This is a genomic window from Pseudomonas sp. NY8896 (assembly GCF_039634505.1).
This window is the reverse complement of sequence record NZ_CP132350.1, coordinates 414,621-429,574: the sequence shown is the minus strand read 5'-3', so window position 1 is coordinate 429,574 and position 14,954 is coordinate 414,621. Positions and strand designations below refer to the sequence as shown.

Here is a 14,954-nt window from a genome sequence, read left to right as displayed (position 1 = left end):
AAAATGCGCCAGCTGCCTCTTGGGCGGGTGGCGGCTAAAGGGCGGAATTATAACGCAAACATGTGCGCAACGCGGCAACCTGTATTATTCGGCGATCAGCCAATCCATGCGGTAGCTACCGTCCGTCTGCGCCAGCTCTTTGGCCAGCCAAGGCAACAACTCCTTGAGCTCTTCTTCCAGGCCCCACGGCGGGTTGGCGATGGCCAGGCCCGAACCATTAAGGCCCTGCGGGCTGTCCTGGTGGTGCACGTATAGCTCGACCCGCAGCAATTTCGGCGCGCCGGTGCTGGTCAGGTCCTGGTAATAGCGGGTCAGCGAGCGCTGGTCCTTGATCGGGTACCAGATGGCCACAACCGTCTGACGCATGCGGCCAATCGCCTCTTTCATGGCATTGGTGCAACGCTTGAGCTCATCGGCCTGTTCGAACGGCGGGTCGATCAGCATGATCGCGCGCTTTTCCTGCACAGGCAGCAAGGCACGCGGCACATGCCAGCCTTCGCCCAGATGCACGACCACGCGCGGGTCTTTCTTCATGTTCTCTTTGAGCAGCGGGCCGTCTTCGGGGTGCTTCTCGTTGAGCAGGGCACGGTCCTGCTGGCGCATCAGGCGGCGGGCCAGTTCGGGCGAACCTGGGTAGTAGCGCAGCTCGCCGTCGGCGTTCAGGCGCTTGATGACGCGCAGGTAGTCGTCGGCCATGGCCGGCAGGTCATCGCGGTTCCACAGACGAGCGACGCCTTCCAGGTACTCGCCGGTGCGAGTTGCCTGGTCGCCTTGCAGGTCGTACAGGCCAAGGCCTGCGTGGGTATCGATGTAGGCGAACGGCTGCTCCTTGCGCGACATCAGGGCGATGAGGCGGGTCAGCACGATGTGTTTGAGGACGTCGGCGTGGTTGCCGGCGTGGAAGGCGTGACGATAGTTCATGGCAACTCCTGCGGGGAGTGCAAGTTTACCTTGCCTTGCAGGCGGAGTCAGGCCTGGCTGCTGATTGGCGGCGCCCGCTGAGCAGGCGCCGCCAATTCAACGGCTGTTACTTGTCAGCGTGGTACGCCGCATCGGCAGTCTCGAAGCGCTGCACCATCGCCTTCGAAGGGCTGCCCATCTTGCTCACCAGCACGATGGCGATGCTCGCCAGCAGGAAGCCTGGGATGATTTCGTACAGGCCCCAGGTATCGATCTGCTTCCACACGATCACGGTCACTGCGCCCACCACGATACCGGCCAGTGCGCCGTTGCGGGTCATGCCTTTCCACAGTACCGAAATCAGCACCACCGGGCCGAATGCAGCGCCGAAGCCGGCCCAGGCGTAGGCCACCAGGCCCAGCACGCGGTTTTCCGGGTTGGCAGCCATGGCAATGGCGATCAGGGCTACGGCCAGCACCATCAGACGACCGACCCACACCAGCTCGAGCTGCGAAGCGTTCTTGCGCAGGAACGACTTGTAGAAGTCTTCGGTCAGGGCACTGGAGCACACCAGCAGTTGGCAGCTCAGGGTGCTCATCACCGCCGCCAGAATGGCCGACAGCAATACACCGGCGATCCATGGGCTGAACAGGATCTTCGCCAGCTCGATGAACACGCGCTCGTGGTTTTCGGTCACCGGGCCCGCCAGATCAGGGTTGGCCGAGAAGTAGGCGATACCGAAGAAGCCCACGGCACAGGTACCGGCCAGGCACAGAATCATCCAGGTCATGGAGATGCGACGGGCTTTGGCAATCGATTTCACCGAATCGGCGGCCATGAAACGCGCCAGGATGTGCGGCTGACCGAAATAGCCCAGGCCCCAACCCATCAGCGAGATGATGCCAATGAAGGTAGCGCCCTTGAACATGTCGAAGTTGGCCGGGTTGACCGCCTCGATGGCAGCGAAGGTGGTGTCGAAGCCACCCGTGGAGATCAGCACGATCACCGGGGTCAGGATCAGCGCGAAGATCATCAGCGAAGCCTGCACGGTGTCGGTCCAACTTACCGCCAGGAAGCCACCCACGAAGGTGTAGGCGATGGTCGCCGCGGCGCCGGCCCACAGGGCTGTCTCGTACGACATGCCGAAGGTGCTTTCGAACAGACGGGCACCGGCAACGATGCCGGAAGCGCAGTAGATGGTGAAGAACACCAGGATGACGATCGCCGAAATGATCCGCAGCAGGCCGCTTTGGTCTTCGAAACGGCTGGAGAAGTAGTCCGGCAGGGTCAGTGCGTCACCGTTGTGTTCGGTCTGCACACGCAGACGGCCGGCCACGAACAGCCAGTTCAGGTAGGCACCAACGGTCAGGCCGATGGCGATCCAGGCCTCGGACAGGCCCGAGAAGTAGATGGCGCCCGGCAGGCCCATCAGCAGCCAGCCGCTCATGTCGGATGCGCCGGCAGACAGCGCGGTAACCACGCTACCCAGGCTGCGACCGCCCAGAATGTAATCGGAAAGGTTGTTGGTGGCGCGATAGGCGGCGAAGCCGATCAGCACCATTGCCGCGATGTAGACCACGAAAGTGATCGTTAGTGGATTGCCCATGCGTGTGCCCTGGCGTTTGTTTTTATCTCATGCACAACCGCAGCCATGGCGGTTGCACCCAGGCGGCGAATCCTATGCAACAACGCAAAGCAGGTGCAACCATTTTTCATTTGCAAGTTGCACCTTGCCGAGCATTTTTCGTAACAGCAGCCTTTTTGCTCCTTTTTGGAGCAAAAAGGCGGTTTTTCAGAATAAAACGCACCGAAAGCACCCCTTTTCAAGGTGTGGAAATGCCTGTCGGACGAGTTGCACCTTCTTCAGAAAAAATTCGGGTTGCACCTGGTTGCACCCGAATTGTCCTACAGCTACTCTTGGCGCCAGCTTAGGCCACAGCCGTGGCAATAACGAGGATAAGAAATGGCGACGACCACCCTTGGGGTCAAACTCGACGACCCGACCCGTGAGCGACTCAAAGCAGCTGCGCAGTCCATTGACCGCACGCCGCACTGGTTGATCAAGCAAGCGATCTTCAACTATCTGGAGAAGCTCGAGGGTGGTGCCACCCTGACCGAACTCAACGGTCATGTCAGCAACCTGGCCGATGATGCCGGTGAAGTCCAGGCCGACCACAGCCACCAGTGCTTCCTCGAATTCGCCGAGAGCATCCTGCCGCAGTCGGTACTGCGCTCGGCGATCACTGCCGCCTACCGCCGCCCCGAGCAGGAAGTGGTGCCGATGCTGCTGGAGCAGGCACGCCTGAGCGCGCCATTGGCCGAAGCCACCAACAAGCTGGCAGCCGGCATCGCCGAAAAACTGCGCAACCAGAAGAGCGCTGGCGGCCGTGCCGGCATCGTCCAGGGCCTGTTGCAGGAGTTCTCGCTGTCGTCCCAGGAAGGCGTGGCACTGATGTGCCTGGCCGAAGCGCTGCTGCGCATCCCTGACAAGGGCACCCGCGACGCGCTGATCCGCGACAAGATCAGCACCGGCAACTGGCAGCCGCACCTGGGCAACAGCCCGTCGCTGTTCGTCAACGCCGCTACCTGGGGCCTGCTGCTGACCGGCAAGCTGGTCAGCACCCATAACGAATCCGGCCTCACCTCCTCGCTCACCCGCATCATCGGCAAGAGCGGCGAGCCGATGATCCGCAAGGGCGTCGACATGGCCATGCGCCTGATGGGCGAGCAGTTCGTCACCGGTGAAACCATCGCCGAAGCCCTGGCCAACGCCAGCCGCTTCGAGGCCAAGGGTTTCCGCTATTCCTACGACATGCTCGGCGAAGCCGCGCTGACCGAACACGACGCGCAGAAGTACCTGGCGTCCTACGAGCAGGCCATCCACTCGATTGGCAAGGCCTCCCATGGCCGCGGCATCTATGAAGGCCCAGGTATCTCGATCAAGCTGTCGGCACTGCACCCACGCTACAGCCGTGCCCAGTACGAGCGCGTGATGGAAGAGCTGTACCCGCGCCTGCTGTCGCTGACCCTGCTGGCCAAGCAGTACGACATCGGCCTGAACATCGACGCCGAAGAGGCCGACCGCCTGGAGCTGTCGCTCGACCTGCTCGAGCGCCTGTGCTTCGAACCTTCGCTGGCGGGCTGGAACGGCATCGGTTTCGTCATCCAGGCCTACCAGAAGCGCTGCCCGTACGTGATCGACTACGTCATCGACCTGGCCAAGCGCAGCCGCCACCGCCTGATGATCCGCCTGGTTAAAGGCGCCTACTGGGACAGCGAGATCAAGCGTGCCCAGGTCGAAGGCCTGGAAGGCTACCCGGTGTACACCCGCAAGGTGTACACCGACGTGTCCTACGTTGCCTGCGCCCGCAAGCTGCTGGCCGTACCAGAAGCCATCTACCCACAGTTCGCCACCCACAACGCCCACACCCTGTCGGCCATCTACCACATCGCCGGGCAGAACTATTACCCGGGGCAGTACGAGTTCCAGTGCCTGCACGGCATGGGTGAGCCGCTGTATGAGCAAGTGGTCGGCAAGATTGCCGATGGCAAGCTGAACCGCCCGTGCCGCGTCTATGCGCCGGTCGGCACCCACGAAACACTGCTGGCCTACCTGGTACGCCGCCTGCTGGAAAACGGCGCCAACACCTCGTTCGTCAACCGCATCGCCGACCACTCCATCTCCATCCAGGAACTGGTCGCCGACCCGGTCGCCAGCATCGAGCGCATGGGCACCCAGGAAGGCAGCATCGGCCTGCCGCACCCACGCATCCCGCTGCCGCGCGACTTGTATGGCAACGAGCGGGCCAACTCGGCCGGCATCGACATGGCCAACGAACACCGCCTGGCGTCGCTGTCCTGCGCCATGCTGGCCACCGCTCACAACGACTGGAAAGCCGCCCCGCTGCTGGCCTGCGCCGCCAGCGATAGCGCTGCCGTGCCGGTGCTGAACCCGGCCGACCTTCGCGATGTGGTGGGCCATGTGCAGGAGGCCACCGTCGCCGATGTCGACAACGCCATCCAGTGTGCACTGAACGCCGCACCGATCTGGCAGGCCACCCCACCCGCCGAACGTGCCGCCATTCTGGAGCGCACCGCCGACCTGATGGAGGCCGAGATCCAACCGCTGATGGGCCTGCTCATCCGCGAAGCCGGCAAAACCTTCGCCAACGCCATCGCAGAGGTGCGTGAAGCCGTGGACTTCCTGCGCTACTACGCGGTGCAGGCACGCAACGACTTCAGCAACGACGCCCACCGCCCGCTGGGCCCGGTGGTGTGCATCAGCCCATGGAACTTCCCGCTGGCGATCTTCACCGGCCAGGTGGCCGCAGCCCTGGCTGCCGGCAACCCGGTACTGGCCAAGCCCGCCGAGCAAACCCCGCTGATCGCCGCCCAGGCCGTGCGCCTGCTGCTGGAAGCCGGCATCCCCGAGGGCGTGCTGCAGTTGCTGCCAGGCCGCGGTGAAACCGTCGGTGCTGGCCTGGTCGGTGACGAGCGCGTCAAAGGCGTGATGTTCACCGGCTCCACCGAAGTCGCCCGCCTGCTGCAGCGCAACGTCGCCGGTCGCCTGGACAACCAGGGCCGCCCGATCCCGCTGATCGCCGAAACCGGTGGCCAGAACGCGATGATCGTCGACTCCTCGGCACTGACCGAGCAGGTGGTGATCGACGTGGTTTCCTCGGCCTTCGACAGCGCTGGCCAGCGTTGCTCGGCCCTGCGCGTACTGTGCCTGCAGGAAGACTCCGCCGACCGCGTGATCGAAATGCTCAAGGGCGCCATGGCCGAAAGCCGCCTGGGCTGCCCGGACCGCCTGGCCGTGGACATTGGCCCGGTGATCGACGCCGAAGCCAAGGCCGGCATCGAGAAGCACATCCAGGGCATGCGTGAAAAAGGCCGCTCGGTCTATCAGGTTGCCATTGCCGATGCTGCCGAGATCAAGCGCGGCACCTTCGTCATGCCAACCCTGATCGAGCTGGACAGCTTCGACGAGCTCAAGCGTGAAATCTTCGGCCCGGTACTGCACGTGGTGCGCTACAACCGCCGCAACCTGGACCAGCTGATCGAGCAGATCAACAACTCTGGCTATGGCCTGACCCTCGGCGTGCACACCCGCATCGACGAGACCATCGCCAAGGTGGTGGAAACCGCCAATGCCGGCAACATGTACGTAAACCGCAATATTGTCGGTGCGGTGGTGGGCGTGCAGCCGTTCGGCGGTGAAGGCCTATCCGGCACCGGCCCGAAAGCAGGCGGCCCGCTGTACCTGTACCGCCTGCTGTCGACCCGCCCGGCCGACGCGATTGGCCGCCACTTCCAGCAGCAGGACGGCGAAGGCAAGCCAGACCGCACCCTGCACGAACAGCTGATCAAGCCGCTGCATGGTCTGAAGGCCTGGGCCGAGAGCAACCAGCTGGCTGACCTGGCTGCGCTGTGCGACCAGTTCGCCAGCCAGTCGCAAAGCGGTATCGCCCGCCTGCTGCCAGGCCCGACCGGCGAGCGCAACAGCTACACCATCCTGCCGCGCGAGCACGTGCTGTGCCTGGCGGACAACGAAGCCGACCTGCTGGCGCAACTGGCTGCGGTACTGGCCGTTGGCAGCTCGGCGGTGTGGGCTGACAGCGAACCGGGCAAGGCCCTGCGTGCCCGCCTGCCGCGTGAGCTGCAGGCCAAGGTCAAGCTGGTGGCGGACTGGAACAAGGATGACGTGGCGTTCGACGCCGTGATCCACCATGGCGACTCGGACCAGCTGCGCAGCGTGTGCCAGCAGGTGGCCAAGCGCGCCGGGGCGATCGTCGGTGTGCACGGGCTGTCCAGCGGGGATCACCAGATTGCGCTGGAGCGGTTGGTGATTGAGCGGGCGGTGAGTGTGAATACTGCGGCGGCGGGTGGTAACGCCAGCCTGATGACCATTGGCTGAGGCTGAGGGTTGTTGAAGAAAAGGGAGGGCTTAGGCTCTCCCTTTTTTATGGGCGGTTGTCTTGAGATAGGGTTGGGCTGACAGGTGCTCGCCACAGCATTTTCTGCGCCTGTGAGACCGAGCGCCGCCCGCGCGGCGCATCGCGACGCAAGGCCGCTCCTACATTTGTTTCGGGCCAGTTCATCCTGTTAGGCCACCGCTGTCCGCCTTGTTTGTTCCATGCGGTATTGAAGGGGGCGCAGTCGCTCTTATCGATCTCCAGCCATGCCTCCAGGGTACGCGCGCCATAGGCACAGGAGAGACTGGCCCGAAACAAATGTAGGAGCGGCCTTGCGTCGCGATGCGCCGCGCGGGCGGCGCTCGGTCTCACAGGCGCAGAAAGCATCAAGGCAAGCACCTGTATGCCCCAACCGTTCTAAACCCATATCACCCAAACCTATTAACCTCCCCCCACACCACCCGGTTCCCTACACTCGCAGCATCCCGCCTCAGGACCGCACCCATGCCCGAGACCCTGCTCAGCCCTCGTAACCTGGCCTTCGAGCTCTACGAAGTACTCGACGCCGAAGCCCTCACCCAGCGCCCGCGTTTCGCCGAGCACAGCCGTGAAACCTTCGACGCGGCACTGACCACCGCCCGCACCATCGCCGAAAAGTACTTCGCCCCGCACAACCGCAAGGCCGACGAGAACGAGCCGCGCTACGTGGATGGTCGCGCGGAGCTGATCACCGAGGTGAAGCCTGCCGTCGACGCCTTCCTCGAAGCCGGCTTTCTCAACACCAACCGGGACTTCGAGGTGGGTGGCATGCAGCTGCCCAGCCTGGTGTCGCAGGCCTGCTTCGCCCACTTCCAGGCCGCCAACGCCGGCACCACGGCCTACCCATTCCTGACCATGGGCGCAGCCAACCTGATCGAGAGTTTCGGCACAGAGGAACAGAAGCGCCTGTTCCTGCAACCGATGATCGAGGGCCGCTACTTCGGTACCATGGCGCTGACCGAGCCCCACGCCGGCTCGTCTCTGGCCGACATCCGCACCCGCGCCGAACCTGCAGCCGACGGCAGCTACCGGCTCAAAGGCAACAAGATCTTCATCTCCGGTGGCGACCACGAACTGTCGGAAAACATCGTGCACATGGTGCTGGCCAAGCTGCCGGACGCCCCGCCCGGGGTGAAAGGCATCTCGCTGTTCATCGTGCCCAAGTTCAACGTCAACCCGGACGGCAGCCGTGGCCCGCGTAACGGCGTGCTGCTGGCCGGCTTGTTCCACAAGATGGGCTGGCGTGGCACCACCTCCACCGCGCTGAACTTCGGCGACAACGGCGAGTGCGTCGGCTACCTGGTGGGCCAGCCGCACCAGGGCCTGGCCTGCATGTTCCAGATGATGAACGAGGCGCGTATCGGCGTCGGCATGGGTGCAGTGATGCTAGGTTACGCCGGCTACCTTTACTCGTTGGAATACGCCCGACAGCGTCCGCAGGGCCGGCTACCGGACAACAAAGACCCACACAGCCAAGCGGTGCCGATCATCGAACATAGCGATGTAAAGCGCATGCTGCTGGCCCAGAAGGCTTACGTGGAAGGTGCCTTTGACCTGGGCCTGTATGCCGCCCGTCTATTCGACGATACTCACACCGCCAGCGAAGAAAGCACCCGCCAGCAGACCCAGGAACTGCTCGACCTGCTGACTCCGATCGTCAAGTCGTGGCCGTCGACGTTCTGCCTCAAGGCCAACGAACTGGCGATCCAGATTCTCGGCGGCCACGGCTACACCCGCGAATATCCGGTGGAACAGTATTACCGCGACAACCGCCTGAACCCGATTCACGAAGGCACCGAGGGCATTCAGTCGCTCGACTTGCTTGGCCGCAAGCTGGCGCAAAACAATGGCGCCGGGCTCAAACAACTCATCCGCCTGATCGCCAACACCGGCGAGCGCGCCAGCCACCACCCCAACCTCGACCCTCTGCGCCAGCCGCTGGAGCAACTAGTCAACCGCCTGCAAAGCGTAACGCTGGCCCTGCTCGGCGACCTGGCACAAGGCAAAGTCGCTGGTGCCTTGGCCAACTCGGCCCTGTACCTCAAGGCCTTCGGCCACTGCGTTATCGGCTGGCGCTGGCTGGAGCAGGCGATTCACGCCGAGCTTGGTTTGCTAAAGGGCAACGCTGCCGACCGCGACTTCTACCTCGGCAAGCTCCAGGCCGCACGTTATTTCCTGACCTGGGAAGTACCGGGCTGCCATAATGAGCTGGCATTGCTAGAGGCGCGCGACGATACCTGCCTCGCCATGCAAGACGGGTGGTTCTAGGGGGAGCCACCGTGTACACGGAGGCTTTTGCATGTTCGATTCCAGCGCCCTGCTGCGCCAGCGCTTTGCCGCGCTGCGCAGTACGGCCGAGTTGTTTTCCCTGCGCCATGTGAAACAGTCGCACCAGGCGCTGTCGGTTCGGCGCAACGTTGCCGAACCACCGTTCTTCAGCCAGGACGAAGGCGCCATGCTCACCGTGCGGGTCAACGGCGTGGAGGCCTATGCGGCCACCGCCGACATGTCCCAGGCCGGCCTGCAACGCGCACTGGAACAAGCCGAGGCACTTGCCCGGCAGATCGCTCCGCACAGCCTGCTGGACCTGCGCGAGCAGCCAGTGACCAGTGCTCGTCACGACCATCTCTCACCCCATTTCGACCAGCCCGTGCCTAGCCTCGCCGACTGCCTTGGCCTGCTGGCTGCCGAATCGGCCAGCGTGCCCAAGGACAGCCGCCTAGTGGACTGGCAGGCCAGCCTGGGCCTGAGCCTGGTCGAGCAAACCTACCTGAACTCGGCCGGCGCCGAGCTACGCCATGCCCAGCGTTTCCTGTTCCCAGGCCTGGGTGTGACCGCCAGCGACGGCCAGGATAGCCAAAGCCGCAGCCTGGGCCGCGACAACTTCGGCCAACAGGGCGGTTTCGAGATCATCGAGCGTTGCGGGCTGGTCGGCGCCGCCCGGCAGGTCGCCGACGAGGCACTGCAACTGCTGATGGCCCCCAACACCCCCAGCGGCCCGCGCGACCTGCTGCTGATGCCGGACCAGATGATGCTGCAGATCCACGAGTCCATCGGCCACCCGCTGGAGATGGACCGCATCCTCGGCGACGAGCGCAACTACGCCGGCACCAGCTTCGTCAAAGCCAGCGACTTCGGCCACCTGCAGTACGGTTCCAGCCTGTTGAACGTGACCTTCGACCCGACCATCGGCGAAGAGCTGGCCAGCTACAGCTTTGATGATGACGGCACCCCGGCCAGCAAGCAGTTCCTGATCCGCGACGGCCTGCTGCTGCGCCCACTGGGCGGCGCGCTGTCGCAGTTCCGCTCTGGCCTGGACGGCGTGGCCAACAGCCGCGCCTGTGGCTGGAACCGTGCCCCGATCGACCGCATGGCCAACCTCAACATCGAACCGGGCGACCAAAGCCTGCATCAGCTGATCCAGGACATCGAGCACGGCATCCTGATGCGTACCAACCGTTCCTGGTCCATCGACGATGCGCGCAACAAGTTCCAGTTCGGCTGCGAATGGGGCCAACTGATCGAAAATGGCGAGCTGAAGGGCATCGTCAAGAACCCCAACTACCGTGGCATCTCCGCGCAGTTCTGGCTCAACCTGTCGGCCGTCGGCGACCGCAGCACCTTCCAGGTACTGGGCACGCCCAACTGCGGCAAGGGCGAACCCAACCAGGTGGTGCGGGTCGGCCATGCCTCGCCGGCCTGCGTGTTCCGCCAGATCGACGTATTCGGAGGAGACGCCTGATGCAACATGCTTTCGAAACCCTGGTCGGGGATGTGCGCGCCGCCCTGCAAGCAGGCGAACAGTTCACCCTCGGCTACAGCGCCGAACAGTCGCAATTCGTGCGTTTCAACCACGCCAAGGTGCGCCAGGCCGGTGAAGTGAGCCAGGCCAGCGCTCAACTGCGGCTGGTGCACGATGGCCGCCAGGCGGAACAGCAAGTGACCTTGAGTGGCGAGGTGCAGGTGGACCGCCAGCGCCTGGCCGATGCTCTGGCGCAATTGCGCCAGACCCTGCCGCTGTTGGCCCTCGACCCCTACCTGCGCCTGGACGAAAGCGCCTGGCACAGCCACAGCCTGCAAGAACAACCACTGCCCGAGCTGGACGAAGTGCTGGCCTTGCTCGACAGCGAGGCAGGTGACCTGGACCTGGTCGGCATCTACGCCGCAGGCCCTATCTGCCGAGGCTTTGCCAGTTCGTTCGGGGCCTTTGGCTGGCACCAGGCCAACAGTTTCAACTTCGACTGGAGCCTTTTCCACGAAAACGGCCAGGCGGTGAAGGCCAACTATGCCGGCCAGCTGTGGAGCGCAGACGACTTCATCGCACGCCTGCGCCAGGCACGTGAACAACTGGGCTTCCTCGGTCGCCCGGCGATCACCCTCAAACCGGGAAGCTACCGCGCCTACCTGGCTCCGGCAGCCATGGACGAGATCGCCGGCATGCTCTGCTGGGGCGGTTTTTCCGCGCAGGCCCTGGCCACTGGCAACAGCGCCCTGCAGCGCTTGTACAACGGCGATGCACGGCTGAGCCCGCTGGTGAGTTTCACCGAGCAGGTCAGCGGGTCGCTAAGCCCGGCGTTTTCCGACGAAGGTGCGCCGCGTCTGGATGTGCCATTGATCCAGCACGGTGAGGCGCTGCAACGCTTGATCAGTGCGCGCAGTGCAGCCGAGTTCGCGTTGCTGGCCAATGGTGCCGACAGTTACGAATCGCCGTGTGCGCTGAGCCTGGCGCCGGGTAATCTGGCCAGCGAGCAGGTGCTTGAGCGGCTGGGCACCGGGCTGTACATCAGCAACCTGTGGTACCTGAACTACTCTGACCTGCCGGCAGCACGCATGACCGGGCTGACCCGCTTCGCCACGTTCTGGGTGGAAAACGGGCAGATCCAGGGGCCGGTAAGTACCATGCGCTTCGATGATAGCCTGTACAGCTTGCTGGGTAGCCAACTGGAGGACCTGACCCGGGAGCGCGAGATGATCTTGTCGACCAGTACCTATGGACAGCGCAGTACCGGGTCGAGTCATTTGCCCGGGGCACTGGTCAAAGGCCTGACCCTGACACTGTGACTGGACTTGCCGGCCCTTTCGCGGCTAAAGCCGCTCCCACAGGATCTCCACTGCCCTCAAATGTGGTGATATTCCTGTGGGAGCGGATTCATCCGCGAAGAGGCCGGCACTGACAAACGAGGAAGTCATGCCCGAACGCACCCCGCTGGACCCCGTCACCGCCCGCTGGATCCCCTGGGTGGTAGCCATCGCCTTCTTCATGCAGTCCCTGGACGGCACTATCCTCAACACCGCGCTGCCGGCCATGGCCCGCTCGCTGGCCGAAGACCCGCTGCGCATGCAGGGCGTGATCATCGCCTACATGCTCACCGTGGCCCTGCTGATCCCTGCTTCGGGCTGGATCGCCGACCGCTTTGGCACCAAACGCATCTTCTTCAGCGCCATCCTGCTGTTCAGCTTCGGCTCGCTGCTGTGCGCCGCCGCCAACAGCCTCGGTTTCCTGATCTTCGCCCGCGTCGTGCAGGGCCTGGGCGGTGCGCTGATGCTGCCGGTTGGGCGGCTGGTGGTGCTGCGTGCTTACCCGCGCAGCGAACTGGTGCGGATCATGAGCTTCATCACCATCCCCGGCCTGCTGGGGCCATTGCTGGGCCCCACGGTCGGTGGCTGGCTGGTGGAAATCCTCAGCTGGCACTGGATCTTCCTGCTCAACCTGCCGGTTGGCCTGATCGGCTGCATTGCAGTATGGAAGTTCATCCCGGACCTGCGCGGGGCGGAGCGAACCTCGTTCGACGGCCCCGGCTTCCTGCTGTTCGGCGCGGCGATGGTGCTGATCACCATCGCCATGGAAGGCCTGGGCGAGTTGCACCTGCCGCACTTGCGGGTCATGTTGCTGCTGTTCGCCGGTATGGCCTGCCTTGCCGCCTACTGGCTGCGCGCCGGGCGCGACCCGGAGCCACTGTTCTCGCCCAGCCTGTTCCGCGTGCGTACCTTCGCCATCGGCATCCTCGGCAACCTGTTCGCCCGCCTGGGCAGCGGCGCCCTGCCCTTCCTGGTGCCATTACTGCTGCAGGTGGCGCTGGGCTACTCTCCGGCGCAGGCTGGCATGAGCATGATCCCGCTGGCGGCGGCGGCCATGCTTGCCAAGTCCATCGCCAGGCCGCTGATCGAGCGGTTCGGCTACCGCATCATCCTCACCGGCAACACGTTGCTGCTGGGCCTGCTGCTGGCCAGCCTCGGCCTGGTCGACGAGCAAACGCCCTACGCCGTGCTGTTGATCCAGCTGGGCCTGCTCGGCGCTGTCAACTCGATGCAGTTCACGGCCATGAACACAGTAACCCTGATCGACCTGGACGACGCCAGCGCCAGCAGCGGCAACAGCCTGCTGTCGGTGGTCGCGCAACTGGCGTTGAGCCTGGGCGTGGCCTGCGCCGGCGCACTGCTCGGCGGCTTTACCGCAGCGGGCAGTGCCGAGGGCGTGGAAAGCACCCTGGGCGCCTTCCAGCTGACCTTCGTCACCATCGGCATCATGGCCATGCTGGCGGCGGCGATCTTCCTGCAACTGGCGCCGACGGACGGAAGGCGTGCCCGTCGTCCGGAACAACACATGGAATCATAGGGCGAATGGCCACGAGGCTGGTAGACTGTGCGGCATTTTTCGCTTCGCAACGCAGGCCCGCCTCGTGACCACCGAATCCACCGCCTTTGCCACTCTGCCGTTGTCCACCGCCATGCTGGCGAACCTGGACGCCCTCGGCTATGCCTCGATGACGCCGATCCAGGCCCAGAGCCTGCCAGTCATCCTCAAAGGCCAGGACCTGATCGCCCAGGCCAAGACCGGCAGTGGCAAGACCGCCGCCTTCGGCATCGGCCTGCTCAACCCGATCAACCCGCGCTACTTCGGCTGCCAGGCACTGGTGCTGTGCCCTACCCGCGAGCTTGCCGACCAGGTGGCCAAGGAACTGCGCCGCCTGGCCCGCGCTGAGGACAACATCAAGATCCTCACCCTGTGCGGCGGCGTTTCGCTGGGCCCGCAAATCGCTTCGCTGGAGCACGGTGCGCACATCATCGTCGGCACCCCAGGGCGCATCCAGCAACACCTGGACAAAGGCACCCTGGTGCTCGATGGCCTCAACACCCTGGTACTCGACGAAGCCGACCGCATGCTCGACATGGGCTTCTTCGATGCCATCGCCAGCATCATCGGCAAGACCCCGGCGCGCCGCCAGACCCTGCTGTTCTCGGCCACTTACCCGGCTGGCATCAAGCAGCTGGCCGCCGACTTCATGCGCAACCCGCAGCAAGTCAAGGTCGAGAGCCTGCACACCGACAACCAGATCGAGCAGCGCTTCATCGAGATCGACCCGCAGCACCGCCTGGAGGCCGTCACCCGCGTGCTCGGCCACTACCGCCCGCAGTCCTGCGTGGCGTTCTGCTTCACCAAGCAGCAGTGCGAGGATGTGGTTGCCCACCTGACCGCCAAGGGCATCGTCGCCCAGGCCCTGCACGGCGACCTGGAGCAACGTGACCGCGACCAGGTGCTGACCATGTTCGCCAACCGCAGCAGCTCGGTGCTGGTGGCGACCGACGTGGCCGCGCGTGGCCTGGACATCGATGGCCTGGACATGGTCATCAACGTGGAACTGGCACGTGATGCGGAAATCCACGTGCACCGTGTGGGTCGTACTGGCCGTGCTGGCGAGAAAGGGATCGCGGTCAGCCTGGTGGCACCGGCCGAAGGCCACCGTGCCCAAGCCATCGAAGACCTGCAGAAAAGCCCGCTGCGCTGGGACTCGCTGGACAGCCTGAAGAACAAGGGCGGCGAACCACTGCTGCCGGTGATGACCACGCTGTGCATTGCCGCTGGCCGCAAGGACAAGCTGCGCCCTGGCGACATTCTCGGTGCGCTGACCGGTGATGCCGGGATCCCAGGCAAGCAGGTGGGCAAGATCGCCATCTTCGACTTCCAGGCGTTCGTGGCCGTGGAGCGGGCGTTGGCCAAACAGGCCATGCAGCGGCTGAACAGCGGCAAGATCAAGGGTCGCGCCCTGAAAGTCCGCATTATCTAAAGCCAGGCAAGGTCCCTGTGGGAGCGGGTTTACC

Annotated in this window: 9 protein-coding genes; 7 read left to right on the top strand and 2 right to left on the bottom strand. The window is 64.3% G+C overall.

The window, feature by feature from the left end; translation table 11 throughout:
- Positions 1 to 84: 84 nt before the first annotated feature.
- Complete coding sequence (rlmJ, locus tag Q9451_RS01860; protein ID WP_012274505.1) at positions 85 to 921, bottom strand: 23S rRNA (adenine(2030)-N(6))-methyltransferase RlmJ; 837 nt, start codon at positions 919 to 921, stop codon at positions 85 to 87.
- Between the two features lie 106 nt (positions 922 to 1,027).
- The gene (putP, locus tag Q9451_RS01855; protein WP_012274506.1) at positions 1,028 to 2,506 is read right to left on the bottom strand and encodes a sodium/proline symporter PutP; all 1,479 of its coding nucleotides are present in this window, start codon (positions 2,504 to 2,506) and stop codon (positions 1,028 to 1,030) included.
- A 74-nt stretch (positions 2,507 to 2,580) separates the two neighbouring features.
- On the opposite strand from putP, the gene Q9451_RS01850 reads away from it, so the two are divergent.
- The 7 genes from Q9451_RS01850 (at position 2,581) to dbpA (ending at position 14,920) form a co-directional block, all read left to right on the top strand.
- Positions 2,581 to 2,832, top strand: coding sequence for a hypothetical protein (locus tag Q9451_RS01850; RefSeq protein ID WP_345960887.1), 252 nt, complete (start codon positions 2,581 to 2,583; stop codon positions 2,830 to 2,832).
- A gap of 31 nt (positions 2,833 to 2,863) precedes the next feature.
- Positions 2,864 to 6,817 carry a trifunctional transcriptional regulator/proline dehydrogenase/L-glutamate gamma-semialdehyde dehydrogenase gene (gene putA, locus Q9451_RS01845; RefSeq protein WP_012274507.1) on the top strand — a complete coding sequence of 1,318 codons (3,954 nt, stop codon included), beginning with the start codon at positions 2,864 to 2,866 and terminating at the stop codon, positions 6,815 to 6,817.
- 502 nt (positions 6,818 to 7,319) lie between these two features.
- Positions 7,320 to 9,122: an acyl-CoA dehydrogenase gene (locus Q9451_RS01840; RefSeq protein WP_012274508.1), complete on the top strand. Its 1,803-nt coding sequence runs from the start codon at positions 7,320 to 7,322 to the stop codon at positions 9,120 to 9,122.
- 31 nt (positions 9,123 to 9,153) lie between these two features.
- Positions 9,154 to 10,596, top strand: coding sequence for a TldD/PmbA family protein (locus Q9451_RS01835; protein ID WP_012274509.1), 1,443 nt, complete (start codon positions 9,154 to 9,156; stop codon positions 10,594 to 10,596).
- Positions 10,596 to 11,915, top strand: a complete 1,320-nt coding sequence (locus Q9451_RS01830) for a TldD/PmbA family protein (protein ID WP_012274510.1) — start codon at positions 10,596 to 10,598, stop codon at positions 11,913 to 11,915. Before Q9451_RS01835 ends, Q9451_RS01830 begins: the two co-directional genes overlap by 1 nt.
- A 127-nt stretch (positions 11,916 to 12,042) precedes the next feature.
- Positions 12,043 to 13,470, top strand: coding sequence for a multidrug transporter subunit MdtD (mdtD, locus tag Q9451_RS01825; RefSeq protein WP_012274511.1), 1,428 nt, complete (start codon positions 12,043 to 12,045; stop codon positions 13,468 to 13,470).
- Between the two features lie 112 nt (positions 13,471 to 13,582).
- On the top strand, positions 13,583 to 14,920 hold the full coding sequence (dbpA, locus tag Q9451_RS01820; RefSeq protein ID WP_238045876.1) for an ATP-dependent RNA helicase DbpA: 1,338 nt from the start codon (positions 13,583 to 13,585) through the stop codon (positions 14,918 to 14,920).
- Positions 14,921 to 14,954 lie beyond the last annotated feature (34 nt).